We start from the raw sequence: 25,098 nt of genomic DNA, 5'->3' as shown, positions 1-25,098 counted from the left end.
GCTATTCCTATATCGGAGATAAAAGTATCCTTCTATCGATTTCAACAATATATCCTGTCTAGACAGTATCTGTGCTTTGAGGCTTTGGATTGAGCAATTATTTGTTTTCTAGTATGATACAATTAATAAAATATACAAACACTACTTGGATGAAGAGGGGTTTTACTTTTTAATCTGGAGGAATAGAATGAGCAATCGTATTTTAGTAGTGGATGATGAGGAGTTTATCTTAACGTTAATTGAGTTTAATTTACAGCAAGCTGGATTTGAGGTCATCACCGCTATGGATGGAGCAGAAGGTCTTCGTAAAGCAACGGAGGAGAATCCGGATTTAATTATATTAGATTTAATGCTGCCGAAACTGGATGGAATGGAAGTATGCAAGGAGCTTCGGCTGCAGCGTATTATGACACCAATTCTGATGCTGACTGCCAAAGACGATGAATTTGATAAGGTACTGGGTCTGGAGTTAGGTGCAGACGACTATATGACAAAGCCGTTCAGCCCTAGAGAGGTTGTGGCGCGTGTGAAAGCGATTTTGCGTCGGACGAGACTAAGTGACGAGAATGTACAGGAAGAGCAGGATACGAGTCGCATTATGATCGCTGATTTAAAAATTATGCCGGAGTATTACGAAGCGTACTTCCGGGGAGAGAAGCTGGAGTTAACGCCTAAGGAATTTGAGCTTCTTGTCTATCTGGCTAAGCATAAGGGGCGTGTGTTAACACGCGATCAGCTGTTAAGCGCTGTGTGGAATTATGATTTTGCCGGAGATACTCGCATTGTGGATGTGCACATTAGCCATTTGCGCGATAAAATCGAGAAGAATACGAAAAAGCCGGCTTATATTAAAACAATTCGTGGACTAGGGTATAAGCTGGAGGAGCCAAAGGTCGATGAATAAGTTTCGTGCGAAGCTTCTTTTTACTTTGATTTCGCTGATTGTTGGGGCCCTTGTTGGATTGGGGCTGCTGCTTAGTCAGCTTTTTAAAGGTTTTTACATTGATAACTTCAATGAACGAATGGAAAGAGAGCTTCGATATACTGCCTCTGTTTTAGAGGAAACAGGAATTCATGAGACATTGCTCCACCCAGAGACCCTAATCCAGATACAGGATAATCTAAAGGTAAACATTACCCTATTAGATCTAAAAGGGAAGCTATTATATGGTTCAGAGGAAAAGAAGCATAAGGATGATGCGGAAGCCATTCAAAAGCTTTTGTCAGATTTAAAGGACAAGCCTCAAGATGTAGAAATGAGGTATACAGGCAACGATACGTATTATTATGGAGTATTACTGAGCGATAGGCGCTATGATGAGGCGTATTTAGTGGTATATTTGTCTATGAACTCATTTTCATATCTTCAGCAAAAAATATGGGGCCTGCTCATTGGCAGCTTTTTCGTTGCATTTATCGTCATCTTTTTATTAGGACTAAGAATTACTGCTAAGTATACGAAACCGATTGAATCGGCGACGAGGGTCGCTATTGAGCTTGCGAAAGGAAATTACAAGGCTCGTGCATATGAAAATCGTGCCGATGAAACGGGCATGCTGAGTCAGGCAATCAATATTCTAGCACGGAATTTACAGGAAATGACATTAGCACAGGAAATGCAGCAGGACCGTTTGCATACGCTTATTGAAAACATGGGAAGCGGCATGATTTTAATTGACAGCCGAGGATATGTCAGCCTTGTAAATCGGTCATACAAGGAAACATTTCATGCAACAAATGAGCAATATTTGGATCGTCTATATTATGAAGCATTTGATCACAAAGAAATTATTGAGCTTGTAGAAGAGATTTTCATGACGGAAGTAAAGGTGCGCAAGCAAATGCTGCTGCCGCTTCGGATTGAGCGCAAGCATTTTGAGGTATACGGCGCACCGATCATCGGGACAAATCATGAGTGGAAGGGGATTATTCTTGTTTTCCATGACATTACTGAGCTGAAACGATTGGAGCAAATGCGAAAGGATTTTTTAGCTAATGTATCTCATGAGCTGAAAACGCCGATTACTTCTATCAAAGGATTTTCTGAAACGCTGCTTGACGGAGCGATGGAGGACCGAAAGCTGCGGGAATATTTTTTAACCATTATTTTGAAGGAAAGCGATCGAATGCAAAATCTGATTGCGGATTTATTGGATTTATCCAAAATTGAGCAGCAAGGCTTTAAGCTGCAAATGGGTGATGTAGACTTAAACATGCTGCTTGAGGAGATCGTGTTTATGCTAAAAGGAAAAGCAGCTGACAAAACAATTGATTTGCAGCTGCAAGCGGCTGAAGCCGCCAGCATTCCCGGTGATCCGCATCGGCTGAAGCAGATTTTTCTAAACTTAATCAGTAATGCAATTGTATATACGCCAGCAGGAGGAAGGGTAGTTGTCTCTCTTGAGGTATCTCCTCATTGGGTGAGCGTAAAAGTATCGGATACAGGAATCGGTATTGAGAAGGCTGAAATTCCGCGGATTTTTGAACGATTTTACCGCGTGGACAAAGCGCGTAGCCGCAATACGGGCGGTACAGGTCTTGGTCTGTCCATCGTAAAGCATCTTGTCGAAGCGCATCGCGGTCTCATTACAGTAGAAAGTGATGTAGGGGTCGGTACTACCTTTACGGTGATGCTGCGTAAGAAACAGAATTAACAGGTGGTTTACACTATATTAACAATACGTTCATTCTATGTTAATAAAAATCTGTTATTCTGATTAACGAAAACCCCTTCATCCAAGGAGTAATTCAAGGCGGGAACGCGACTTCCTGTTTCCGCCGTCTTTTTTGTGCTTTAAAAAAGTGTAAGTTTTCAGCAGGGAAACTGTTCGGCATAGTGGGGAATTGTGAGTATAAAATATAAGTGCACCTGTGTCTTTGTTTTCACCCGAAGTCTCCCTAACCGGTAGATGTTCTTAAAAAATCCTGCGTATATATACTTTTATCGAACCGTTATTTTCCTTCTCTCGTTAGGTCATGCTAATATAGAGAAGAGAAAGGACGGTTTTTTCTTTTATATCAGTTATGTTATGAAATGGGGAGGTTTGCATATCTTGAAGAAAAAAGTAGTATTAATTGACGGCAACAGCATTGCATACCGCGCTTTTTTTGCGCTGCCGCTGCTTAGCAATGATAAGGGAATACATACAAATGCCGTGTACGGCTTTACGATGATGCTGATGCGAATTCTCGAAGAAGAGAAACCGACACATATGCTCGTTGCATTTGATGCAGGAAAAACAACATTCCGTCATAAAACCTTCGGAGAATATAAGGGAGGGCGTCAAAAAACGCCGCCGGAGCTATCAGAGCAATTTCCGTTTATTCGGGAACTTCTTGATAGCCTTCAAATTTCCCGCTATGAGCTTGAAAACTATGAAGCGGACGATATTATCGGTACATTGGCTAAGGAAGCGGATGCTGAAGGGGCTGAAGTAAGAGTCATTTCAGGAGACCGTGACCTTATTCAGCTTGTATCGGAGCATACGAGCGTATTGATTACAAGAAAAGGTATTACAGAAGTCGATGAATACACGCCGGCAACATTGTTTGAAAGACTATCGCTTGAGCCGAATCAAATTATTGATATGAAAGGCTTAATGGGTGATCAATCTGATAACATTCCGGGTGTACCTGGTGTAGGAGAAAAAACGGCAATTAAGCTGCTCAAGGAATTTGGAACAATAGAAAAGCTGTACGACAACTTAGACAGTGTAAGCGGAAAAAAGCTAAAGGAAAAGCTAGAGGAAAATAAGCATCAGGCCTTCATGAGCAAGGAACTGGCAACAATTTATACAGAAGCGCCAATCACAGTTCATTTACAAGACATTGCATACAAAGGGTATGAGCAGGAGGATGTAATCCCTCTTTTCAAGCAATTAGGATTCAACTCCTTACTGGATAAGCTGCAACCTTCAGGAGAAGCGGCGGAAACGGTGTTGGATGAGCTGTCGTTTACAATTGTAGAGGAAGTAAATGAGGACATACTGCGAAGCGGAAGTGCTGTAATTGTTGAGGTGCAGGAGGAGAACTACCACGGCGCTGCGATTCAGGGCTTTGGCATTACAAATGAGGTGGGCAGCTATTTTATCCCCGCTGAAGTTGGAATGGGCTCAGGACGCTTTCGAGAATGGCTTGCTGATGATAGCGTGAAAAAAAGCACGTTCGATGCGAAGCGGGCAATGGTTGCTCTAAAGTGGAAGGGCTTAGAGTTAAGAGGAATTGATTTCGACTTGCTTCTTGCTGCTTATTTGCTTGACCCGTCTGAGACGGATAAGGATTTTCGCGCTGTTGCAAAAATGAAGGAAGCTCATGCGGTGAAATCAGATGAAGAGGTGTATGGCAAAGGAGCGAAGCGCGCGGTTCCAAATCAAGAGGTTCTATCCGAGCACGTGGCGCGCAAGTCTCGAGTGCTATATGAGGTGAGAGCATCATTTATTGAGGAATTGCAAAAGAATGAACAGTATGAGCTGTTTACAGATTTAGAGCTGCCATTATCTCGTGTGCTTGGAGAAATGGAGTTTATGGGAGTGAAGGTGGACACGAATCGTTTGCTGCGTATGGGAGAGGAATTGTCTGTACAGCTGCAGGCGATTGAAAAAGAAATTCATGAGCTTGCAGGCAGTGAATTTAATATTAACTCACCAAAGCAGCTTGGGGTTATTTTATTTGAAAAGCTCAATTTGCCGGTGTTTAAGAAAACAAAAACAGGCTATTCGACTTCAGCAGATGTGCTTGAGAAGTTAATTGACCATCATGAAATCGTTCCGAAAATCTTGCATTACCGCCAGCTTGGAAAGCTATATTCGACTTATATTGAGGGGCTGCTCAAGGTTGTGCATAGTGACTCCTCCAAAATCCATACGCGCTTTCAGCAGGCGCTAACGCAAACAGGGCGTTTAAGCTCGACGGAGCCGAATCTGCAAAATATTCCGATTCGGCTTGAGGAAGGACGGAAAATTCGTGAAGCATTCATTCCATCACAGGAAGGATGGGTTATATTTGCAGCGGATTATTCGCAAATCGAGCTGCGTGTTCTTGCTCATATTGCCAGGGATAAAGGCTTAATGGATGCGTTTTTGCATGATATGGATGTTCATACGAAAACTGCGATGGACGTATTTGGCGTAAGTCAGGATGAAGTAACGTCTAATATGAGGCGTCAAGCGAAGGCGGTAAACTTCGGAATTGTATACGGGATCAGCGACTACGGCTTATCACAAAATCTTGGCATCACAAGAAAAGCGGCTGCTGATTTTATTGAAACATACTTTCGAAGCTTTCCTGGTGTAAAGGAGTATATGGATAGCATTGTACAGGAAGCGAAGCAAATGGGGTATGTAACAACGTTATTGAATCGCCGCCGCTATATTCCTGAAATTACGAGCCGTAACTTTAATTTACGAAGCTTTGCAGAGCGTACTGCTATGAATACGCCTATTCAAGGAAGTGCGGCTGATATTATTAAAAGGGCTATGATTGTGATGTTTAAGCGTCTGCAGGAGGAAAAGCTAACTGCGCGCCTCTTGCTTCAGGTGCATGATGAATTGATTTTTGAGGCTCCGAAGGAAGAGATTGAAAGGCTGGAGAAGCTTGTTCCGGAAGTGATGGAGCATGCGGTTGAGTTATCCGTTCCATTAAAGGTGGACTACTCCTATGGTCCAACATGGTACGATGCAAAGTAAAGCACTGTGATAAAACTCCCTCCATTTGTGGGGGAGTTTTGTTTAGGAGCTGACGGAGGGTGAGGAAGGAACGCCCTTATGGCGTTATCTGTATTGCATGCATCGCATTTCCTCTCTATAGAAGGTTTATGACAACAAAGCAAGGATGTGATGAATATGCCTGAACTGCCAGAGGTAGAAACGGTGAGACAAACATTAGAGATGCTTGTCAAAGGAAAGCAAATTGAAGATGTAATGGTGACATATGGAAAGCTTGTGAAGGAGCCCGATGACGTTAAGCTATTTCAAGAGATGTTAAAGGGGGAAGTTATTGAAGGAGTACGACGAAGAGGGAAGTTTTTGTTGATTGATTTGACGCATTATACGCTCGTCTCACATTTGCGTATGGAAGGGAAATACCGCCTGCACGATGCGAGTGATCCTGTCGACAAGCATACACATGTACGATTTCAGTTTACGGACGGAACGGAGCTTCACTACAATGATGTTCGTAAATTTGGAACAATGCATATGTATAAAAAGGGAGAGGAGCATCTTTGCCCTTCTCTTTCCGATTTGGGGCCGGAGCCCTTCTCAGATGAGCTGACTGCGGCGTATTTGATGGAGAAGCTAAAAAAAACGAATCGGAAAATTAAGGCGGTCCTGCTTGATCAGCGCATACTTGTTGGACTAGGAAATATTTATGTAGATGAAGTGCTATTTCGTTCTCGCATTCACCCAGAACGAGAGGCGTCTTCCTTGAAGGCTTCCGAAGTTGAGGCAATGCGGAAGGAAATTGTTGCAACTTTAGCGGAAGCGGTGGAAAAAGGGGGCAGCACCATTCGGTCATATATCAATTCCCAAGGGCAAATTGGAACGTTTCAAAAAAGTCTGTACGTCTACGGGCGAAAAGGAGAGTCTTGCTTATCATGCGGAACACCAATTGAGAAAACAGTTGTTGGGGGACGAGGTACACACTATTGCCCAATTTGTCAAAATCGAAAGGGACAATAACATCGGATAGGCTTTTGTCATATATATACACCATATGAACGTAAACAATGCTTTCCCCTTATCCTAACGGGAAAGTCGGACATATGGAAAGGAGCCTGACGATGCACCACTATGTTGCTTTATTTCTTTTGGCATTGACGCTAAGCCTAGACAGCTGCAGCGTAGGCCTTACGTATGGGCTGAGAAAGGTGAGGATTCCGATAAAATCGATTATTGTGATATCTTTTTGTTCGGCAGCCGTAATGATCTTTTCTATGGGAATTGGTCATCTCATTGCCCAAATCTTTTCTCCTGCTTTCGCAACAAGGATTGGGGGGATTGTTCTTATTGGGATTGGCGCATGGGTGCTGTATCAATTTTTCCAAGAAGACAAAAAGGAAGAGCAGCCAACAGAGGAAACAACAGTATGGAATCTGGAAATCCGTTCCCTTGGGATTGTCATTCAAATTTTGCGAAAGCCGACGATGGCCGATTTTGACAAATCGGGTACAATTTCCGGCATTGAGGCGCTTATGCTTGGATTGGCACTATCGTTAGATTCCTTTGGAGCTGGGATTGGAGCTTCATTGCTTGGATTTTCTCCAGTCATTCTTGCTATACTTGTTGCAGTGATGAGCTCTATATTTTTAACAGTAGGCATAAAGGTTGGCATGTGGTTTTCCGGTACTTCATGGCTGCAGCGCTTGACTTTTTTACCAGGTGTTTTGCTTATTATTATTGGTATTTGGAAAATGTAGCAAGGGGAAGTGTTGTGAGAAAACTATATCAGCTTGAAATAATTTTCTATACTTAATATGTATGAGGTGAATCAGAAGAGGAGATTTTTTCTCTTGTTGATCACCTCTTTTTTTAGGAATGAGAAATCATAGTTTTTTGGAGTGTTGTCGTCTGCTCTGGTTTTCAGAACAACCCCCTAGTACAAAGGTTGTTTTCACGGATATGTTGCTTTTGCCTCTTGCTTATATCGAAGCGAAGCACGCTCTTTTATTCCTGCAGCAATAATTCTTTAGAAAAGAGCCAATACAAAAGGCAAAAAGTGCCTTCTGCAGCGAGAAACACATGGAATACTTCTTTGAGTAAGCTCCGCCCGAACTGCGATAGTAAGCGGGCTGTGTTCGCTGTTCTTAGATAAGCTTGTAGAATGATGGAGTATAATATAGGTATAAAATGACAGGAGAGATGCTATATGACAATTGTGATTGGATTAACAGGAGGCATTGCAAGCGGAAAAAGCACTGTTTCTGCCATGCTGCGTGATTTTCATATCCCTATAATTGATGCAGATATCATTGCGAGGAAAGTAGTGGAGCCAGGAAAGGAAGCATATAAGGGGATTGTTGATGCCTTTGGACAAGAAATTTTACAGGTAAATGGAGAGATTGACCGCCCAAAGCTCGGAAGCATTGTATTTCATAATGAGGAAAAACGATTGCTTCTGAACAGTATTGTCCACCCTGCTATCCGTATGGAGATGAATAGGCAAAAGGAAACGTATATTGGACAAGGGGAGAGAGCAGTTGTTCTCGATATTCCGCTTCTGTTTGAGAGCAAGCTAACCTCGCTTGTACATAAGGTGCTGCTTATATATGTAGATGAGGATGTACAATTACATAGGCTCATGCAGCGTAATCATTTGACGGAAGAAGAAGCGAGGGCGCGCATTTCTTCGCAAATGCCTTTAGCACAAAAGGTAGCATTGGCGGATGAGGTCATTAATAATAATGGCACAATAGAACATACAAAAGCCCAATTGGTTAACATTTTAGAAAAATGGTCACTCAAAATATAAGAAAATAGCTAAAAAAATGAAATTTTTAGTGACTGCCTCTTTATTTATGTTATACTATTCATGGGGATAAGGATTAATAGTATAACATAATTGAGAGGGGCTTATAATAATGGTACGTGTGGCGATTAATGGATTTGGTCGTATTGGTAGAATGGTGTTTCGTCAAGCTATTAAAGAAGGTGCATTTGAAATTACAGCAATTAATGCCAGCTATCCTGCTGAAACATTAGCCCATTTAATTAAATATGACACAATACACGGAAAATTTGACGGAACAGTGGAAGCGTTCGAGGATCATTTATTAGTCGATGGAAAAATGGTGCGTTTACTGAGTGAACGTGATCCAAAGCTGCTTCCTTGGAAGGAGCTCGGCATTGATATTGTGATTGAAGCAACAGGAAAATTCAACTCGAAGGAAAAAGCGATTGACCATGTCCGGGCGGGAGCAAAGAATATCATTTTAACGGCACCAGGAAAAGATGAGGATATTACAGTTGTAGTAGGGGTTAATGATGAGCAGCTTGATATTGCACAGCATATTGTCATTTCTAATGCTTCTTGTACAACCAATTGCCTGGCACCTGTCGTAAAGGTTCTTGATGAGCAGTTTGGCATTGAAAACGGTCTAATGACAACTGTTCACGCATATACGAATGACCAAAAGAACATTGACAATCCACATAAGGATTTGCGCAGAGCCCGAGCTTGTGCACAGTCTATTATTCCAACAACAACAGGAGCAGCAAAAGCATTATCCAAGGTTCTTCCTCACTTGTCCGGTAAGCTTCACGGTATGGCGCTTCGCGTACCAACACCAAATGTTTCGCTCGTTGATCTTGTCGTTGACGTAAAGCGTGATGTTACCGCCGAGGATGTTAACAACGCGTTTCGGGCTGTCTCTGGCGGTTCCATGATGGGGATTATCGAGTTTTGTGACGAACCGCTCGTATCAGTGGACTTTAATACAAATGCAAGCTCCGCGATTATTGATGGTCTATCCACTATGGTAATAGGAAATCGTAAAGTAAAGGTGCTTGCGTGGTACGATAATGAATGGGGCTACTCTCGACGTGTTGTGGATCTTGTAGGGATTGTCACTGCACAATTCACGAAGAGAGCGAAGGCGCAGCCTGCTTAGAAGGCCGTTAAACGTCTGCAGAAAAAATCTGCAGACGTTTTTTGTTTTGCTCAAACGGACTGTATGCTCTAGATGCGCGATCTCTTTGTTGAAGCATTACATATATTTTTATTGAAATTAAGAATTAATACATACAAATATAAAAATGACAATCGTTTTTGTTCCTTGTTAGTAATCATTTTTTTTTCAGTATGCTCCATGTCTGAAGGGGAAAAGTAACAGAGAATCGCCGCAAAAACCCTTTAACAAATCCGTGGGAAAATCGATAAGACGTGTTGCAAAATAAAGATAAACAAAGTATACTATCTTTCGTGAACTGAAAAGCATGGGTAAAGTAGCTACTTAAAGGGTTAGGACCTCTTTGGACTAACTTTCCCCCGTGGTAGTTAAACGTCCCATACTGTGCATTAGGTTTTCAAGTGGCTAGTTAAAAGAAGTTAAAGGGGGAAGTTTATATGCATACTATGGATACTTTTGGCCGTCATGTTATCTCTGAATTATGGGGCTGTGATTTTGAGAAATTGAATGATATGCCGTTTATTGAAAAGTTATTTGTAGATGCTGCATTACGCTCAGGAGCTGAAGTACGTGAGGTTGCATTTCATAAATTTGCACCGCAAGGAGTGAGCGGAGTTGTAATTATTTCCGAATCTCATTTAACAATCCACAGCTTTCCGGAGCATGGTTATGCAAGCATTGATGTTTATACATGTGGTGATCGTATTGACCCGAATGTAGCAGCTGACTACATTGCAGAAGGTCTTGGTGCAAAAACACGCGAAAGCATTGAATTGCCGCGTGGAACTGGCAGTTTTGAAATTAAACAGCGGGACGCAAAAGTTCTTTAAAAAACAATATATTTGCTTTAAAATAAAAAGAGGTGTATTCTACACCTCTTTTTTAGTTTATTATGACTTGTATATATAACTACAATATATTGTCGTGCAGGAGGAAATGTTATGAGCATCATGCAGAAAATGAAGCAGGTTTTTTCCACACATGCTGAAACAATGGACTCTCATCCGGATGAACAGCTAAGAAGCCGTTATTATAAAACAAACACGCAAAATGCGTTAAAAGCTGTAGAAGATGTTATTCGTGCTCTAAAAGGCTATACGGTTACTTCTATTTCTCCTGAACGCGGTGAAATGAGCGTGAATATCGTTGGTTCTAAGAAAGCATTTGTTGTTGTGACTGTAATTACCATTCGTCCATTTGAAACAGCGATTGACTTTTCTGTAACGACTGAAACGCCGCTGCCAAGTGATTTCGGATTTAGCAAGCGAGTTATTACGGAGCTCTACAGCCACTTGGACAAGCAGCTCGTGTTTATCGGATCGGGATTAGGCGCAAAGCTGTAACGGAACAAGAGTAAAAGAAATAAATGAGGAGTGATGACGATGCGTTGTCCGACTTGTTCTCATAATGGTACAAGAGTGCTTGATTCTCGTCCTGTTGATGAAGGGCGCTCTATTCGTAGACGCAGAGAATGTGAAAGCTGTCTGTATCGTTTTACGACGTTTGAGCGCGTTGAAGAGACACCCTTGATAGTTGTAAAGAAGGAAGGTACGCGTGAGCAGTTTAGCAAAGAGAAGATTTTACGAGGGCTGATCAAGGCTTGCGAAAAACGACCTGTTTCCTTAAAGCAGCTTGAGGATGTCACGCAGCATGTGGAACGAGAGCTGCGCAACATTGGGGTGTCTGAGGTGGAAAGCGATAAAATCGGTGAAATGGTAATGGAAGCACTTCGGGATATTGATGAGGTAGCTTACGTTCGTTTTGCCTCAGTCTATCGGCAATTTAAAGACTTAAATGTGTTTATTGAAGAATTAAAGGATATCCTTCAAAAAGGCGGAAAGTAAAAAAGAGCTTGAGGCGTAAGTGCTATCGGCTCTTTTTTATCCGATAAATATACAGTGAAAGGAATCAATGAAGATGGAAAGACAGTCATGGAGAGAGCTGCTGCCGATGGACCGGTATCGCGTATGCGCCAGCGGACTGCTGCACGAGCATGACCGTCATGTATTGACGATGCTATATCAGCCGTTAGTTGGCGGCAAAGCAATCGGTTTATACAATACATTGTGGAGTGAATTGAAACAGTACGTTTCTGGCGGTGAAGAAAGTAATCATCATGCACTGATGATTCATATGTACATGCCGCTTCCTGAAATTTATGAGGAACGGATGAAGCTCGAGGCGCTTGGGCTGCTAAAGGTATACGTAAAAAAAGAAGAGGATATACGTTCATTTTTGTACGAATTACAGCCGCCGTTGTCGCCAAAGCAGTTTTTTGATGATATTGTATTAAATATCTTTTTATATAATCGTCTTGGTAAAACAAAGTACAATAAGCTAAAGCAGTCCTTTTTGGAGCAGGAACCTGATATCTCGGCTTACAGCGAAGTAACGCATTCCTTTAATGATGTGTTCCAATCCTTCTCTCCGGCGCAAATCGCTTCCTTGCAGGAGGAAGTGAGCCTGCCGCCGGGTTTTGCGGCACCGGGACGTACGGCAGGCAAGGCGCCAAGCGTTTGGAACGATTTCTTTGATTTTGAGCTGTTTGCGGAAGGGCTTTCTGCGCTTGTACCGAAAAAGGCCATTACAGCACAGGTGAAGGAAGCGATTGTGAAGCTTGCCTACGTATATGGTATGAATGCGTTGGCGATGCAAAATGTTGTACTCGGCGCAGTGACGGAGCATCATACGATTGATATGGAGAAGCTGCGCAAAGGCGCGCGAGACTGGTACCAGTTTGAGAATGGAAGTGCTTTGCCGGTATTCAGTGAACGCGTGCAGCCGCTTGATGCAAGAACGATGCAAAATAAAGAGCCGTCTAGTCAGGAGGAGCTGCTCATTCAGCAGCTTGAGCAAATCTCCCCAAGGGAGCTGTTAAAGGAAATCTCAGGCGGAACGGAGCCCACTGCAGCAGACTTAAAGATTGTAGAGGATGTTATGCTGTCGCAAAAGCTGTTGCCAGGTGTAGTAAATGTACTGATTTATTACGTTATGCTAAGAACAGACATGAAGCTCTCTAAAACATATGTTGAGAAAATAGCAGGGCATTGGGCACGTAAAAAAGTAACAACGGTAAAGGATGCAATGATGCTCGCAAAGGAAGAGAACCGCCAATATCAGGAGTGGGCCACATCGAAAAAGACGCCAAAGAAGCGAGCGACGACTCGCAAGGAGCAATTGCCGGAATGGCTGGAGGAACAAAAGCAGTCGGCTGCTTCTAATAGCCAAATAGAGGGTGTAATCGATTTAGAAGAAGAACGGCGTCGACTAGAGGAAGAATTGAAAATGTATAAGAAGGAATAAAGGGACTTGTGCCCTTTGGAGGTGAGAAGATGGAACACATTCAGAACTCCTTCGCCAAGCTCATTCAAAATGAGGATTTCAAGAAACGGTACGATTCGTTAAAGGAGCAGGTGCTGTCACATCCGCGTATTCAACAATTTATGTTTGAGCACGAGGGAGAGGTAACCACCTCTATGCTTGAAGGAAGTCTCGTGAAGCTGTATGAGTATATAGGCCAAAGTGTAAATTGTGGTGATTGTCAAACATTGGAATTGTGTAAAAATATGCTGCAGGGCTATCATCCTCATCTTGTGATGCAAGGAAAACGGATTGACATCCAATATGAACGCTGTCCTCGCAAAGTGGCATATGATGAACGTAAGAAGCAGGAGTCGCTCATCCAAAGCTTGTATGTGCCAAGGGACATATTAGAGGCCTCCATGGCAGGATTAGATCTCTCTCAATTGGAGCGAGTACAAGCAATTCGCGCTGCTAGTGAGTTTCTAAAGGAATACGAGCTTGGCAAGAAGGTGAAAGCTTTATATATATATGGTCCATTTGGCGTAGGGAAAACATACATTTTAGGGGCGATTGCTAATGAACTAGCCGAACGGAAAATTTCTTCCATGCTTGTATACTTACCGGAATTTCTGCGTGAAATCAAAAGTTCCATTCAGGATAATACGCTCGGTGATAAAATTGACGCGGTCAAGAGAGTGCCGGTGCTAATGCTCGATGATATTGGGGCAGAAGCGATGTCAAGCTTTGTTCGAGATGATGTGCTGGGAGCTATTCTGCAGTTTCGGATGCTAGAGAACCTGCCGACCTTCTTTACTTCTAATTTCAACATGAAGGAGCTCGAGCATCATTTAACTTACTCACAGCGCGGAGAGGAAGAGCAGATGAAGGCGGCTCGCATTATGGAACGGATTAAATATTTGGCGAAGCCGGTGCAGGTAGGAGGAAAGAATCGCCGTCATCAAGGAGAGTAAGGATAGCTTGCTTTCTTTGTTTTTTGATATACATGTACGTAAGATTGTATGAAAATTGTTTTACTACGGGAGAAAAGCGGAGCAGTTCCGCTTTTCTTTTTTGTCAAGGTTTTCTTGTATCATTTTTTACCTTTCCTTTTAATATACATAAAATAGGCGATGACCTTAAAGGGGGGACAAAAGTGATCGAAATCCGCTTTGAAGAGGAGCATGATGCACGGATGATGTACGAGCATTTGCTGGAAGGTGCGGGAACTGCGTATGGAAGCATGAGCGTACTTTTGGATGGTTCGACGGTGGCCGTTCATATTCCGCCTGGAGATGCATGGTATGTAGAAGAAGTATTCATTCCGGCATTTATTCGTTTTATCGTAGATGTGAAGGAAGAGAAATGGATTTTATCGATTTTAGAACAGTCCTTTTTATACCACGACCAGGAGGAGCGGGCGCAAATTCTACATATCGTTCATTCGCTGCTGGATGGGAAGCTGCAGGATATACCATACAAAGGTTTGGAGGAAGAAAGAGAGCGTTTGTTAGGGGCGTCCCTGAAGGAATTTGTACAAGACCCTGTCTCATTTTCCTTTGATTCATATGTGAGATTTCGTTTGAAGCATTATATGGCTTATTTGGTTCGCTTAACGGAGCTCGCGATTGATGAATATAAACTTGAGCAGGAGTATCAAGCCTTTGTGGAAATGCTGCGGCAGTATGTCTGTACACGAAAATCCCGTCTTTCCTGTCTTCATCTCGTCTATAACGGAAGTTTCATTTTTTATGATGAACGTGGGTTGCGTTTAAATCAAGAGAAACTGGTCCAATATATAGACGAGAGCATAGTGTACAATCGAGAGCCATATATTGATCCGAATGTCATTGCGCCGCTTTTATCAATTGCACCGAAAACGATTTATTTATATACTGCTCATACAGACCATAACATGATTATTACGATTCGAAATGTGTTTCAAGAACGCGTAATTGTTCAGACCATCGGAGAATTTGAAAAAATGGTGGGCAAGCAGGTAAGAAAACGGTAATGCTCCCTTGCTTTTCTTTTGTGTTGCGAATATAATTACGTACATAATGTGAATATAGCATAAGTAATGATGAGGACATGAGCTTCTTTTTACGATTCCCAGAGAGGGGAGCCTTAGGCTGTAAGCTTCCTAATACGAAAAAGTTGTTTACCACCTCTGAACTTCAGCGATGAAATGACAGTAATTGCTGACGGCAAACACCGTTATGAAACTTGAGCGATTGACGTATGTGAATCGGAACAAGGGTGGAACCACGAGAAATCAACACTCGTCCCTTTTTAGGGACGGGTGTTTTTTATTTTTATGAAGGAGCTGAATGGCATGGCAGAAAGTATTAAAATTACATTCCCAGACGGAGCCGTGAAGGAGTTTCCGTACGGGACAACAACAGAAGAGATTGCAGCTTCCATTAGTCCTGGCTTAAAGAAAAAGGCTGTGGCAGGAAAGCTAAATGATACATTGCTCGATTTAAAAACACCAATTGGGCAGGATGGCAGCATCGCTATTATTACACTGGATTCCAAGGAAGGCATAGAGATTTTGCGTCACTCTACAGCCCATTTGCTTGCGCAGGCATTAAAGCGTTTGTATAAAGACGTGAAGCTTGGCATCGGGCCGGTTATTGAAAATGGTTTTTACTATGATGTGGATCTAGAAGAGCCGATTACAGCAGAGGATCTTCCGAGGATTGAGAAGGAAATGGAGCGCATTGTAAAGGAAAACCTTGAGATTGTGCGCCAAGAAGTAAGCCGTGAGGAAGCGCTTCGCCGCTATGAAGAAATTGGCGATAACCTAAAGCTAGAGCTTATTAACGACATTCCGGCGGATCAAACATTGTCCATCTACGAGCAGGGTGAATTTTTTGACCTATGCCGCGGTGTGCATCTTCCGTCCACAGGAAAAATTAAAGCATTTAAGCTATTAAGCGTAGCGGGTGCATATTGGCGCGGCGACAGCAAAAATAAAATGCTCCAGCGCATCTACGGTACTGCGTTTGCGAAGAAGGAAGAGCTTGATGAGCATCTTCGCTTGCTGGAAGAGGCGAAGGAGCGCGACCACCGCAAGCTTGGCAAGGAATTAAAGCTATTTACAAACTCGCAAAAGGTTGGACAAGGCTTACCGCTTTGGCTGCCAAAGGGAGCGACGATTCGCCGTATTATTGAACGCTATATTGTAGATAAGGAAGTAGCGCTTGGCTATGACCACGTCTATACACCTGTTATGGGAAGCGTTGAGTTGTATAAAACATCTGGTCACTGGGAGCATTATCAAGACGGCATGTTCCCGCCAATGGAAATGGATAATGAGCAGCTTGTGCTTCGTCCTATGAACTGTCCGCACCATATGATGGTGTATAAGCATGATATTCACAGTTACCGCGAGCTGCCAATTCGTATTGCGGAGCTTGGAACAATGCATCGCTACGAAATGTCTGGTGCGTTAACAGGTCTGCAGCGTGTCCGCGGCATGACGCTGAACGATGCTCATATCTTTGTGCGTCCAGATCAAATTAAAGAGGAATTCATCCGTGTTGTTCGCCTCATTCTTGAGGTGTATAAGGATTTTGGTCTTGAGGAGTACTCCTTCCGTTTATCGTATCGTGATCCAGAAGATAAAGAGAAATACTTCGATGATGATGATATGTGGAACAAAGCGCAGCAGATGCTAAAGGAAGCTATGGATGAAATGGGCTACGACTATTATGAGGCAGAGGGGGAAGCAGCATTTTACGGTCCAAAGCTTGATGTGCAGGTACGCACAGCTCTTGGTAAGGATGAAACATTATCTACTGTACAGCTTGACTTCTTGCTTCCAGAGCGTTTTGATTTAACATATGTCGGTGAAGACGGGAAGCCTCACCGTCCAGTTGTTATCCACCGCGGCGTTGTTTCTACAATGGAACGTTTTGTTGCGTTCTTAATCGAAGAATACAAGGGGGCGTTTCCAACATGGCTTGCACCGGTACAGGTACAGGTGATTCCTGTTTCTCCGCAGGTGCATCTTGATTATGCGAAGAAGGTGCAGGAGGAGCTTCAGCTCGCAGGCATCCGGGTTGAATTGGATACACGCGACGAAAAAATTGGCTACAAAATCCGTGAGGCGCAAATGCAAAAAATTCCGTATATGCTCGTAGTCGGCGACAACGAGGTACAGGAAACTGGCGTAAACGTGCGCAAGTACGGCGAGCAAAAGTCAGAAACAATGGCGCTTGCGGCGTTTGTAGATATGATTCAAAAAGAAGGAAAACGATAAGAAAGATTGCTTATTTTTGAAAAAGAGGAGGGTGCCGCGTTATGCGGCACTTTTTGATTTGTAAATGGTTTAGTCAAGATGCGGCGGCAGGTGGATTGTGTAAGTGTAGAAGTGTAAATACTATCTGTTAGAATAATAGAAGAAATATAGTATTGCCTAAGAATTACGTTCTAAACATGCTCTTTCAAAAAAACATTGCATCATTTCCATTTCTCTGCTACAATATTTTTTGTTGTTACTTTTACATGAGACTTCTTGACATACGATTACCAAATATGGTATAGTTTCTGAGGAAATAGAATACTTAATTTGTGAACAAGCAGGAGCACCCCGCTTCTCACCTGATTGACGCTATTAGGCAGTTGACAGGTTGCAACATCATGTTGTGTGTAACGGATATGAACGGTTACAGTGTGGGTGTATTGTATATGCCCGCACTTTTTTATTGGGCACAAACATTCTGCCGCAGAAGTATTCTGATAAAACCTTGGAGGTGGCTTACTATTAGCAAGGACATGATGATCAACGAGCAAATTCGTGCTCGTGAGGTGCGTTTAGTTGGACCGAATGGCGATCAGCTTGGAATTAAATCTCGTCAAGAAGCGATGGAAATCGCTGCGAATGTGAATCTCGATCTTGTAATGGTTGCTCCAACTGCGAAACCGCCTGTATGCCGCATTATGGATTACGGGAAGTTCCGTTTTGAGCAGCAAAAGAAAGAGAAAGATCAGCGTAAAAACCAAAAGATCATTAGCGTTAAAGAAATTCGTTTAAGCCCGACAATTGATGAGCATGACTTCAACACGAAGCTTCGCAATGCCATTAAGTTTTTAGAGAAAGGCGACAAGGTTAAAGCATCTATCCGCTTTAAAGGACGCGCGATTACTCATAAAGAAATCGGTCAACGCGTATTAGATCGTTTCTCTGAAGCTTGTGCAGAGGTAAGTACAGTGGAATCTGCCCCGCGTATGGACGGCCGCAGCATGTTCTTAGTTTTAGCACCTAAAAACGATAGCAAGTAATAGAGGAGGAAACCCACATGCCTAAACAAAAAACTCACCGTGGCGCTGCAAAGCGTTTCAAGAAGACTGGAACTGGTAAGCTTAAGCGTTCCCACGCTTACACAAGCCACTTATTCGCTAACAAATCTACAAAAGTAAAGCGCAAGCTTCGTAAAGCTGCAGTAGTAAGCGCAGGCGACTTCAAACGTATTCGCCAAATGCTTGACAACATTTAATAAGACTACGGTTAACATAGATATCTTAGGAGGTAAGAAATATGCCAAGAGTAAAAGGCGGTACAGTTACTCGTAAACGTCGTAAAAAGGTTTTAAAATTAGCTAAAGGTTTCTACGGTTCTAAACATACATTATTTAAAGTTGCTAACCAACAGGTTATGAAATCTTTAATGTATGCATTCCGCGACCGTCGCCAAAAGAAGCGCGACTTCCGCAAACTTTGGGTTACTCGTATCAATGCGGCTGCTCGCATGAACGGTCTTTCCTACAGCAAATTCATGCACGGCTTAAAATTAGCTGGCATCGAAGTAAACCGCAAAATGCTTGCTGACCTTGCTGTAACTGATGCACAAGGCTTTGCGCAATTAGCAGAAGCTGCGAAAAACAGCTTAAATAAGTAATTTACTTATCCCTTTAGGACATGTCCTGAAGGGGTTTTTATTTTTTTCAGCAAGAAGTTAATTCAATGTATAAAATATAAGTGCAACTGTGCCTATCTTTGCTTAAAGGCTCACCAAGCGGCGAGTTTCCTTCAAAAGGATAAAAATTTCTAACTTTTCAGTGTTGTCTAGCTTCCGCGGTCTGCTCCTATTTCCAGAATCACCTCTGTTACAGAAAGAAAAGGCCCCTTGTATACTGGGGAATATTAGCAGGGATGGAACGTATTTTTTTATATATTACTAAAGTGGTCATGCAATCAACTAAAAACTGAAATAATAATGTAAGCGTGCCCTTATTCCAAGAATGCCCTTTCTTCATATAATTTTCAACCCTGTTTGTGAGAATATGTACAGGGTAGCATCCAAAAAAGTCTTGACAGGGTCTGGCGAATTTTATATTGTTTTCAAGTATGTTTTAAAAATAAGGGGGACAACATGAACAATCAGGTACAGCAAGTTAAAATTACAACGGCAGATCCATCAGCACTCGGATTATTTGGTCTTGCGATGGTGACGCTTGTCGCGTCTTCACAAAAGCTCGGTTTGACCGAAGGCACTTCTCTGGTTTTGCCATGGGCTATTTTCTTAGGAGGCTTTGCTCAATTGTTCGCTTGCATTCAAGATGCAAAGCACAATAATACATTTGGAACTACAGCATTTGGCGCGTTTGCTTTATTTTGGTTCGGCGTTGGTGCATCATGGCTTATTAAGCTGGGCGTTTTTGGAGAGGCCTTGGCGAAAGCGGCTGATGTAAAGCAGCTTGGAATTGCGTTTATCGGTTATTTGATTTTCAGTATTTACATGACAATCGGAGCAATGGAAACTCATAAAGTACTGTTTCTTATTTTTGTCCTTATTGATTTCTTATTCATTGGTTTATCATTAAGTACGTTAGGTATTGCTCCTGAATTCACACATGAAATTGCGGCATTTGCAGAGCTATTCATTGCATTGTTCTCGTTTTACGGTTCAGCTGCAGCAGTGCTGAATACACATTTTGGACGTGTTGTTCTTCCTGTTGGAAAGCCGTTTGGGATTTTTAAGAAATAATTTAACTACAAGACGCTAGACCTTCTATTTTAATTGAATCATCAACAGATGAAGGCCGGGGAAATCTTACTTCGGCCTTTTGGCTTTGTTTTTATACAGTACATAAAAAAATATAAACAGCATAGATAAAGAAACGAAAGTAGAGCACTTTCGTTTCTTTAAAAAGAAGGAGTTCTTTATCTAATTAATTTAACCTGCTCTGCCTGGTTCTCCATGATGATTTCTAGATAATTTTTTCCCCATTGGTACATAGTTTCGAGAATTGGCAGTAAACTTTTTCCATGTTCGGTCAGGGAGTACTCTACTTTTGGAGGTACAACGGGATATACTTTACGATAAACAATGCAATCTTCTTCTAGTTCCCGTAATTGAGCTGTTAGCATCCTAGGGGTAATACCTGGCATTAGAGTCCTTAATTCTCCAAACCGTTTTGTTCCTTCTTTACCTAAATTCCATAAAATAGATATTTTCCATTTGCCTCCAATAATAGAAAGAGTCAGTTCTTTTTCACAGTAAAAGCTCTTATTGCAAACATGTCCCATATGCTTCATCTCCATGTTTAGTATAGCTATTAGTAATTTTCTGTCGCAAGGACTATCAAGATATATAACCATGCCTTTTCACTACTATAAAAGCAACTTCGGCTTGCTTTATCATCAGTAGAAACATTTTGGCTCATCATCATCTTATTTTAATTTTTTCAATCATTCTATTTCTGTACTAGCAAAAAGTATTGCTAGGGGAAGTGCCTTAACTCGATTTCGGGATTTCTGTGGTTTCATCTGTTACTTGAATTGTATTATAGGCAGATTCTTCATGAAAACTGAGATCTAGTCCCATCAATTCTTCTTCTCTGCTTACACGTAAAGGAATAAATAGACCAATCACTTTCAAAATAACAAATGTTCCTATCACAGCCAAGGCTACGGCTGCTGCAACTCCTGTAAGTTGATGGAGCAGCTGCTCAGGGTTACCGTAAAGCAATCCGTTATTTCCTGCTGGATTCACTTCTTTCGTAGCAAAGATACCGGTAGCAATGGCTCCCCAAATACCGGCCATCCCGTGTACTCCGAACGCATCTAATGTGTCATCGTACTTTAGTCGGGTCTTTAAGAAGTTAATACTGAAGTAACAAACGGGGGCAGCTGCCAATCCGATTATTAAAGCAGAAGGAATGGTAACATACCCAGCCGCAGGAGTAATGGCAACTAATCCGGCAATGGCTCCAGTAGCTGTCCCTATAAGAGTTGGGCGCTTTCGTAACTTCCATTCAATAATAAGCCACCCAATTCCGGATGCTGCGCCGGCTGTATGTGTAGTAGCGAAGGCAAGAGTTGTTATCTCTCCGGAAGCGAGTGCACTGCCGCCGTTAAAGCCAAACCATCCAAACCATAAAGCAGCAGCTCCGAAAAGGAATAAAACGATATTGTGCGGACGATGCTCATGATACGGATATCCTTGTCTAGGGCCGATGATTAAAGCAGCTACAAGAGCACCGACTCCAGATAAAATGTGTACAACAGTTCCGCCGGCGAAATCAAGTTCACCCATTTGAAAAAGCCAGCCGCCTCCCCATACCCAATGCGCCATTGGAGCATACACAAGAGTAGGCCATAGAATACAGAATATTACCCATGCTGAGAAAGAAATCCGGCCGGCAATTCCTCCTGAAATAATGGCTACTGTAATGGCTGCATATACAATTTGAAGCATAGCGAAAAGGTAGTGCGGTATAGTTAAAGTTCCGAGCGCTGCTTCACCGCTGATATCTTTAAAGCCAAGGTAATCAAGCCCTCCTATGAAGCCGCCAATATCAGTGCCATAGCTAAGACTATATCCCCAGAGTACCCAGATGACACTAACGATTAGAAGACTTATAAAACTATGCATCATCGTAGAAACAACATTTCGTTCGCTCACTAGCCCGCCGTAGAAAAGTGCCAAACCTGGTACATGCATGAATAGTACAAGTGCAGTTGCAATAAGAATCCAAGCTGTATCCCCGGTATCAATCTTAGGCGGCGCGGTTTCTGCTGCAAATACGTTTAATGGAAGGATCATAAAGAGGGCTAATACTGAAAGTAATACGCAGCTTCTTCTTTTGAATAAAGAATTCATATTAAAGCCTCCTTCTATAAAAATAAATTACGTTACAGAATAATGATGATGTTGTCAAAGACTATCAAAAGATATAAAAAATTTTTTAGCTGCCTATTATTCATTCCCTGTATGATGATGGGTGTGGGTATTTATAGGTTGTGTACTATCAGTATGATTGTGATCCAGGAAGGTTGCGATTGCAATAAAAAGAAAGGGGATCACTAGCTTTAGAAAAAAGGAATAAGGCTTGCTTCTAGTTGGGATTGGGAAATCTGCCTTTGCTGCTGCTTCCTTCTTAATGAGCATTAGAATAGAAGAGACGCTAAACATGTAGATGGCATCCATAGAGATCATCACAAGTGTAGTTTGATTGGATGGCAGCATCGCTCCTAGCATAGCCCCCATCATACTGCCCATTAGACTAGCCGCCAGTGCCTCTATCACGGCTAGAGATCCGAATGGATGACTAATAAACCAAGCGGCAAGCAGGCTTATCAAAACAGATAAAATAGTAGAAACTGCCAGCTGGCTTTGAAGGGGAATGGCTATAATAAGACCCATTGCCAAACTGCTTACCATCCCTATTGCCATTGAGATGCTTTTCCCTGTCATTTGGCTCAAGAATTGTTTGTTTAAATAAATTTTTATTCCATAGTAGATGGTATAAAGTAAGATAATACATGCACTACTAATTAACAGCATATTCCACCTCCGGAGGTTTAAATTTGCATTCTGTTAGGAAAAAAGGAGTTGAACCAACTCCTTTTTTCCCTAAATTAATGCTGACAAGAGGAACCAGCTTTCGTATGGCACGATTTCGGTGTAGGCCGTGGTAAGTCAAGAGCAGGATTGCGATCAAAGAACCCAACTGGTTTTAATTGGAAGTTTATGTAAGCTGTTGGCATTACCGGCCAATCCTCTGGGCGAGTAATATGATGGTGACCCATAGTATACCAAACTACGATATCATCGTTCTCAATATTACGGTTTGCTTGGGCATATTTTGTTAGCCCATCTCCGCCTTTGTGCTGGTTTGGATATTTACCGGAAGCATAGATTTCATTGCTATCAAATTTTGTTACATGTAAATGGTTTTTGATAAATCCTGCTCGTTTAATTAAACTGGAATCATCATAAGCGAAAGGAAGGCAGTTTTCACCTGGCATAATTTTATATCCTACAGGCTGTCCGACGGCGTTCAGAGAATTCGGGTTGATGATTTTCCATGTTCGTTGAGAAGCTAGATCCATAATGCGTTGTGCTTCTTGCTCTGTTTTAAATGTTGTCGTTTCAATATGGAAAGCATTATTAAAAGGATTGTGCGCTCCTCTCTTTTCTGGTACTGTATTTATTTCCACTACGGAGTTATTCATTCCATCCAATTGTGTATCAAGGCGGAAGTTAAAGAAATGTTGGTGGAAAGGTGCATTCAACTGCGGTGCAATCATCGTCCCATATTTCGGCTTTTCTCCTTCATCGAGGGCGCCTGTATTTAACATTCCTGTTAACTTTACTTCCATTTCCATCGTGCCATCTTGATAGAAGGACCAGAAAAATCCATAATCATAGTTGGCAACCGTTGCGAAAAATGAAATTACAAGACGGCGTGAACGGCGTACTTCGACTGCTTCTGTTCTCCAGTCTGTATGCTTCCAGGAAATTCCATAATCTTCCTCATGCAGACAAATCGCATTAGGGATCGTTTTGATATTTCCTTTGCTGTCTGTCATGACCGCATCGAAATAACGAATTTCACCTAGACAGTCACAACCGAGTGTTAGGGAGTTAGCTAATTGGCCCATTCCGTATTCTCCGGCATCAAAGGCATTTTGACGATTGTGCATATCACTTGCTTCTCCATAAGGAACGACCATTTCTGCTAATGAAGCGCGATACAGGATCGGACGAATTTTCCCTTTATCTTCATATCCTACTGTGTGTAGAACAAGTCCCTCTCTCGGAGTAAAGCTGAAACGGAAATCCCATTTTTGCCAGCGGATATGATGTCCGTTTACTTCAAAGCTAGGACCTTCCGCTTGGATGATCTCTAGTGGTTTCAAATCTTTCCGTAATTCAATAGAATTAGATGTTTCTGGTGTGTAGTTTCCATCTAAAGGAGGAAGGGGCTTCACAGCGTAATCTTCTATTCGCATTACTTCCATCTTGTTCAAGTCAACTACAGCAATAAGACCTGTCAATGGATAGGCATACCCATTATCATTTGGAGATTTTCTAACCCAGGCTAATGCACGGGCTACCCTTTTTCCTTCATCTTCTTCTATATTAAAGTAACCCGCTGACCAAGGATCAATCATCACTAAATCAGGATCTGTCACACCGCGTTTTAATAGGGCGGCCTGATAGTCAGGGTTGTTTTTCACAACTCGTTCGCATTCCTCAAATTCATCCAACATAAATCCTGGTTGAACGTTTGGAATATGCTCCCATGAGATGACTTCTTCATTTGTAATTGAGACAACTGCTTCATAAGTTTTTTCTGTGGCGTTATCTAAAATGATAATGAAGGCTTCACGATTAACGGCATCTCCTTCCTTATAATGTAAGACAACTTCTTTTAAAGGCTCCTGTAATACCACCTGTGCAAATCTTGCTGAATTGCTTAAATTCTGTTTCTCTCGTAAAATCGCAACGGCTTTTGTAATTTCTTCAGCTGTTAGGGGTTCTAAAGGATGAAGAACTTTTTGCATTTTGATTTCTTGTGTTTGCATGAAATAATCCTCCCTTTAAAAGGTTTTTAGATTTACTAAAAAGAACTGGGAACTAATTTTTTCGGAAATGTATTCAATTTCCTTTATCAGAATTCATTTCTCTTTCTTTTCTGTTGCTTTGTCTTCTTAAGGATAATTGTTTTCGATGGGGTTTTATTGTAAAAAACGAAACTATGTAAAAATTAATTACATTAAATGTAATAAAATCTAACATAATAAAGCTGCAAATTGGTTCCGGGATAAGAATCAAACAAATAAATGAGGAGGGGGAGATCCGAATGAAAAGTTAGGGTTTTTGAAAAAAAACGGTTATCTGATCTGGTATATTAATTTTTTTAAGTAAAAATCAATAG

Annotated in this window: 22 protein-coding genes and 2 other annotated features; of the genes, 18 read left to right on the top strand and 4 right to left on the bottom strand. The window is 41.9% G+C overall.

The annotated features are described in order from the left end of the window. Nucleotides 1-187: 187 nt before the first annotated feature. The 18 genes from AC6HZ4_RS23295 to AC6HZ4_RS23210 all read left to right on the top strand — a co-directional run bounded on the left by AC6HZ4_RS23295 (nt 188) and on the right by AC6HZ4_RS23210 (nt 19,916). Nucleotides 188-904, top strand: a complete 717-nt coding sequence (locus AC6HZ4_RS23295; protein ID WP_497492215.1) for a winged helix-turn-helix domain-containing protein — start codon at nt 188-190, stop codon at nt 902-904. Continuing rightward, on the top strand, nt 897-2,654 hold the full coding sequence (gene pnpS, locus AC6HZ4_RS23290) for a two-component system histidine kinase PnpS (RefSeq protein ID WP_497492214.1): 1,758 nt from the start codon (nt 897-899) through the stop codon (nt 2,652-2,654). The genes AC6HZ4_RS23295 and pnpS overlap by 8 nt, the downstream gene beginning before the upstream one ends. A gap of 399 nt (nt 2,655-3,053) precedes the next feature. Then, entirely contained in the window at nt 3,054-5,684 is a 2,631-nt protein-coding gene (gene polA / locus AC6HZ4_RS23285; RefSeq protein WP_497492213.1) for a DNA polymerase I, read from the top strand. A 156-nt stretch (nt 5,685-5,840) separates the two neighbouring features. Next, entirely contained in the window at nt 5,841-6,677 is an 837-nt protein-coding gene (mutM, locus tag AC6HZ4_RS23280) for a DNA-formamidopyrimidine glycosylase (RefSeq protein ID WP_497492212.1), read from the top strand. Nucleotides 6,678-6,778: 101 nt separating this feature from the next. Beyond that, the gene (gene ytaF, locus AC6HZ4_RS23275) at nt 6,779-7,414 is read left to right on the top strand and encodes a sporulation membrane protein YtaF (protein WP_497492211.1); all 636 of its coding nucleotides are present in this window, start codon (nt 6,779-6,781) and stop codon (nt 7,412-7,414) included. Nucleotides 7,415-7,863: 449 nt separating this feature from the next. Next, nucleotides 7,864-8,466 (top strand): dephospho-CoA kinase, encoded by a 603-nt coding sequence (coaE, locus tag AC6HZ4_RS23270; RefSeq protein ID WP_497492209.1) that lies wholly within the window; start codon nt 7,864-7,866, stop codon nt 8,464-8,466. Nucleotides 8,467-8,575: 109 nt separating this feature from the next. Further along, entirely contained in the window at nt 8,576-9,604 is a 1,029-nt protein-coding gene (locus AC6HZ4_RS23265; RefSeq protein ID WP_497492208.1) for a glyceraldehyde-3-phosphate dehydrogenase, read from the top strand. A gap of 464 nt (nt 9,605-10,068) precedes the next feature. Then, a complete protein-coding gene (speD, locus tag AC6HZ4_RS23260; RefSeq protein WP_497495823.1) occupies nt 10,069-10,452 on the top strand; it encodes an adenosylmethionine decarboxylase in 384 nt (127 codons plus the stop codon). 111 nt (nt 10,453-10,563) lie between these two features. Continuing rightward, complete coding sequence (locus tag AC6HZ4_RS23255) at nt 10,564-10,965, top strand: cytosolic protein (protein ID WP_497492207.1); 402 nt, start codon at nt 10,564-10,566, stop codon at nt 10,963-10,965. 39 nt (nt 10,966-11,004) lie between these two features. Next, nucleotides 11,005-11,466 (top strand): transcriptional regulator NrdR, encoded by a 462-nt coding sequence (gene nrdR / locus AC6HZ4_RS23250; RefSeq protein ID WP_497492206.1) that lies wholly within the window; start codon nt 11,005-11,007, stop codon nt 11,464-11,466. Between the two features lie 73 nt (nt 11,467-11,539). Continuing rightward, nucleotides 11,540-12,925 (top strand): replication initiation and membrane attachment family protein, encoded by a 1,386-nt coding sequence (locus AC6HZ4_RS23245; RefSeq protein WP_497492205.1) that lies wholly within the window; start codon nt 11,540-11,542, stop codon nt 12,923-12,925. Nucleotides 12,926-12,954: 29 nt separating this feature from the next. Further along, nucleotides 12,955-13,896, top strand: a complete 942-nt coding sequence (gene dnaI, locus AC6HZ4_RS23240; RefSeq protein ID WP_497492203.1) for a primosomal protein DnaI — start codon at nt 12,955-12,957, stop codon at nt 13,894-13,896. Nucleotides 13,897-14,078: 182 nt separating this feature from the next. Beyond that, a complete protein-coding gene (gene ytxC / locus AC6HZ4_RS23235; RefSeq protein WP_497492202.1) occupies nt 14,079-14,936 on the top strand; it encodes a putative sporulation protein YtxC in 858 nt (285 codons plus the stop codon). Nucleotides 14,937-14,993: 57 nt separating this feature from the next. Continuing rightward, nucleotides 14,994-15,215, top strand: a binding site (T-box leader). Between the two features lie 42 nt (nt 15,216-15,257). Continuing rightward, the gene (thrS, locus tag AC6HZ4_RS23230) at nt 15,258-17,189 is read left to right on the top strand and encodes a threonine--tRNA ligase (protein WP_497492201.1); all 1,932 of its coding nucleotides are present in this window, start codon (nt 15,258-15,260) and stop codon (nt 17,187-17,189) included. A gap of 311 nt (nt 17,190-17,500) precedes the next feature. After that, nucleotides 17,501-17,639: a sequence feature (ribosomal protein L20 leader region), on the top strand. Between the two features lie 65 nt (nt 17,640-17,704). Then, nucleotides 17,705-18,211: a translation initiation factor IF-3 gene (infC, locus tag AC6HZ4_RS23225; RefSeq protein ID WP_497495822.1), complete on the top strand. Its 507-nt coding sequence runs from the start codon at nt 17,705-17,707 to the stop codon at nt 18,209-18,211. Nucleotides 18,212-18,228: 17 nt separating this feature from the next. After that, nucleotides 18,229-18,426, top strand: a complete 198-nt coding sequence (gene rpmI / locus AC6HZ4_RS23220; protein WP_497492200.1) for a 50S ribosomal protein L35 — start codon at nt 18,229-18,231, stop codon at nt 18,424-18,426. A gap of 41 nt (nt 18,427-18,467) precedes the next feature. Continuing rightward, nucleotides 18,468-18,827, top strand: a complete 360-nt coding sequence (gene rplT, locus AC6HZ4_RS23215) for a 50S ribosomal protein L20 (RefSeq protein ID WP_497492199.1) — start codon at nt 18,468-18,470, stop codon at nt 18,825-18,827. Nucleotides 18,828-19,301: 474 nt separating this feature from the next. Further along, nucleotides 19,302-19,916 carry an acetate uptake transporter gene (locus tag AC6HZ4_RS23210; protein ID WP_497492198.1) on the top strand — a complete coding sequence of 205 codons (615 nt, stop codon included), beginning with the start codon at nt 19,302-19,304 and terminating at the stop codon, nt 19,914-19,916. 176 nt (nt 19,917-20,092) lie between these two features. On the opposite strand, the gene AC6HZ4_RS23205 is transcribed toward AC6HZ4_RS23210, so the two are convergent. From AC6HZ4_RS23205 to AC6HZ4_RS23190, 4 genes are all read right to left on the bottom strand, one after another. Next, nucleotides 20,093-20,458, bottom strand: a complete 366-nt coding sequence (locus tag AC6HZ4_RS23205) for a winged helix-turn-helix transcriptional regulator (protein WP_497492197.1) — start codon at nt 20,456-20,458, stop codon at nt 20,093-20,095. A gap of 208 nt (nt 20,459-20,666) precedes the next feature. Beyond that, nucleotides 20,667-21,929 (bottom strand): ammonium transporter, encoded by a 1,263-nt coding sequence (locus AC6HZ4_RS23200; RefSeq protein ID WP_497495821.1) that lies wholly within the window; start codon nt 21,927-21,929, stop codon nt 20,667-20,669. Nucleotides 21,930-22,130: 201 nt separating this feature from the next. After that, nucleotides 22,131-22,718, bottom strand: coding sequence for a hypothetical protein (locus AC6HZ4_RS23195; protein WP_497492195.1), 588 nt, complete (start codon nt 22,716-22,718; stop codon nt 22,131-22,133). A 74-nt stretch (nt 22,719-22,792) separates the two neighbouring features. Then, nucleotides 22,793-24,745 carry a primary-amine oxidase gene (locus tag AC6HZ4_RS23190; protein ID WP_497492194.1) on the bottom strand — a complete coding sequence of 651 codons (1,953 nt, stop codon included), beginning with the start codon at nt 24,743-24,745 and terminating at the stop codon, nt 22,793-22,795. Between the last annotated feature and the right edge of the window lie 353 nt (nt 24,746-25,098).

The sequence above is a fragment of the Ectobacillus sp. OTK genome (assembly GCF_059698935.1).
The sequence above is the reverse complement of the archived record's forward strand: the minus strand, read 5'-3'. Positions and strand labels throughout refer to the sequence as shown.

What these genes read in the sequence shown, in the direction of transcription:
- AC6HZ4_RS23295 (WP_497492215.1), top strand. Translation starts at nt 188, where the DNA reads ATGAGCAATCGTATTTTAGTAGTGGATGATGAGGAGTTTATCTTAACG.
- pnpS (WP_497492214.1), top strand. Translation starts at nt 897, where the DNA reads ATGAATAAGTTTCGTGCGAAGCTTCTTTTTACTTTGATTTCGCTGATT.
- mutM (WP_497492212.1), top strand. Translation starts at nt 5,841, where the DNA reads ATGCCTGAACTGCCAGAGGTAGAAACGGTGAGACAAACATTAGAGATG.
- ytaF (WP_497492211.1), top strand. Translation starts at nt 6,779, where the DNA reads ATGCACCACTATGTTGCTTTATTTCTTTTGGCATTGACGCTAAGCCTA.
- coaE (WP_497492209.1), top strand. Translation starts at nt 7,864, where the DNA reads ATGACAATTGTGATTGGATTAACAGGAGGCATTGCAAGCGGAAAAAGC.
- AC6HZ4_RS23265 (WP_497492208.1), top strand. Translation starts at nt 8,576, where the DNA reads ATGGTACGTGTGGCGATTAATGGATTTGGTCGTATTGGTAGAATGGTG.
- speD (WP_497495823.1), top strand. Translation starts at nt 10,069, where the DNA reads ATGGATACTTTTGGCCGTCATGTTATCTCTGAATTATGGGGCTGTGAT.
- AC6HZ4_RS23255 (WP_497492207.1), top strand. Translation starts at nt 10,564, where the DNA reads ATGAGCATCATGCAGAAAATGAAGCAGGTTTTTTCCACACATGCTGAA.
- nrdR (WP_497492206.1), top strand. Translation starts at nt 11,005, where the DNA reads ATGCGTTGTCCGACTTGTTCTCATAATGGTACAAGAGTGCTTGATTCT.
- AC6HZ4_RS23245 (WP_497492205.1), top strand. Translation starts at nt 11,540, where the DNA reads ATGGAAAGACAGTCATGGAGAGAGCTGCTGCCGATGGACCGGTATCGC.
- dnaI (WP_497492203.1), top strand. Translation starts at nt 12,955, where the DNA reads ATGGAACACATTCAGAACTCCTTCGCCAAGCTCATTCAAAATGAGGAT.
- thrS (WP_497492201.1), top strand. Translation starts at nt 15,258, where the DNA reads ATGGCAGAAAGTATTAAAATTACATTCCCAGACGGAGCCGTGAAGGAG.
- infC (WP_497495822.1), top strand. Translation starts at nt 17,705, where the DNA reads ATGATGATCAACGAGCAAATTCGTGCTCGTGAGGTGCGTTTAGTTGGA.
- rpmI (WP_497492200.1), top strand. Translation starts at nt 18,229, where the DNA reads ATGCCTAAACAAAAAACTCACCGTGGCGCTGCAAAGCGTTTCAAGAAG.
- rplT (WP_497492199.1), top strand. Translation starts at nt 18,468, where the DNA reads ATGCCAAGAGTAAAAGGCGGTACAGTTACTCGTAAACGTCGTAAAAAG.
- AC6HZ4_RS23210 (WP_497492198.1), top strand. Translation starts at nt 19,302, where the DNA reads ATGAACAATCAGGTACAGCAAGTTAAAATTACAACGGCAGATCCATCA.
- AC6HZ4_RS23205 (WP_497492197.1), bottom strand. Translation starts at nt 20,458, where the DNA reads ATGGGACATGTTTGCAATAAGAGCTTTTACTGTGAAAAAGAACTGACT.
- AC6HZ4_RS23195 (WP_497492195.1), bottom strand. Translation starts at nt 22,718, where the DNA reads ATGCTGTTAATTAGTAGTGCATGTATTATCTTACTTTATACCATCTAC.
- AC6HZ4_RS23190 (WP_497492194.1), bottom strand. Translation starts at nt 24,745, where the DNA reads ATGCAAACACAAGAAATCAAAATGCAAAAAGTTCTTCATCCTTTAGAA.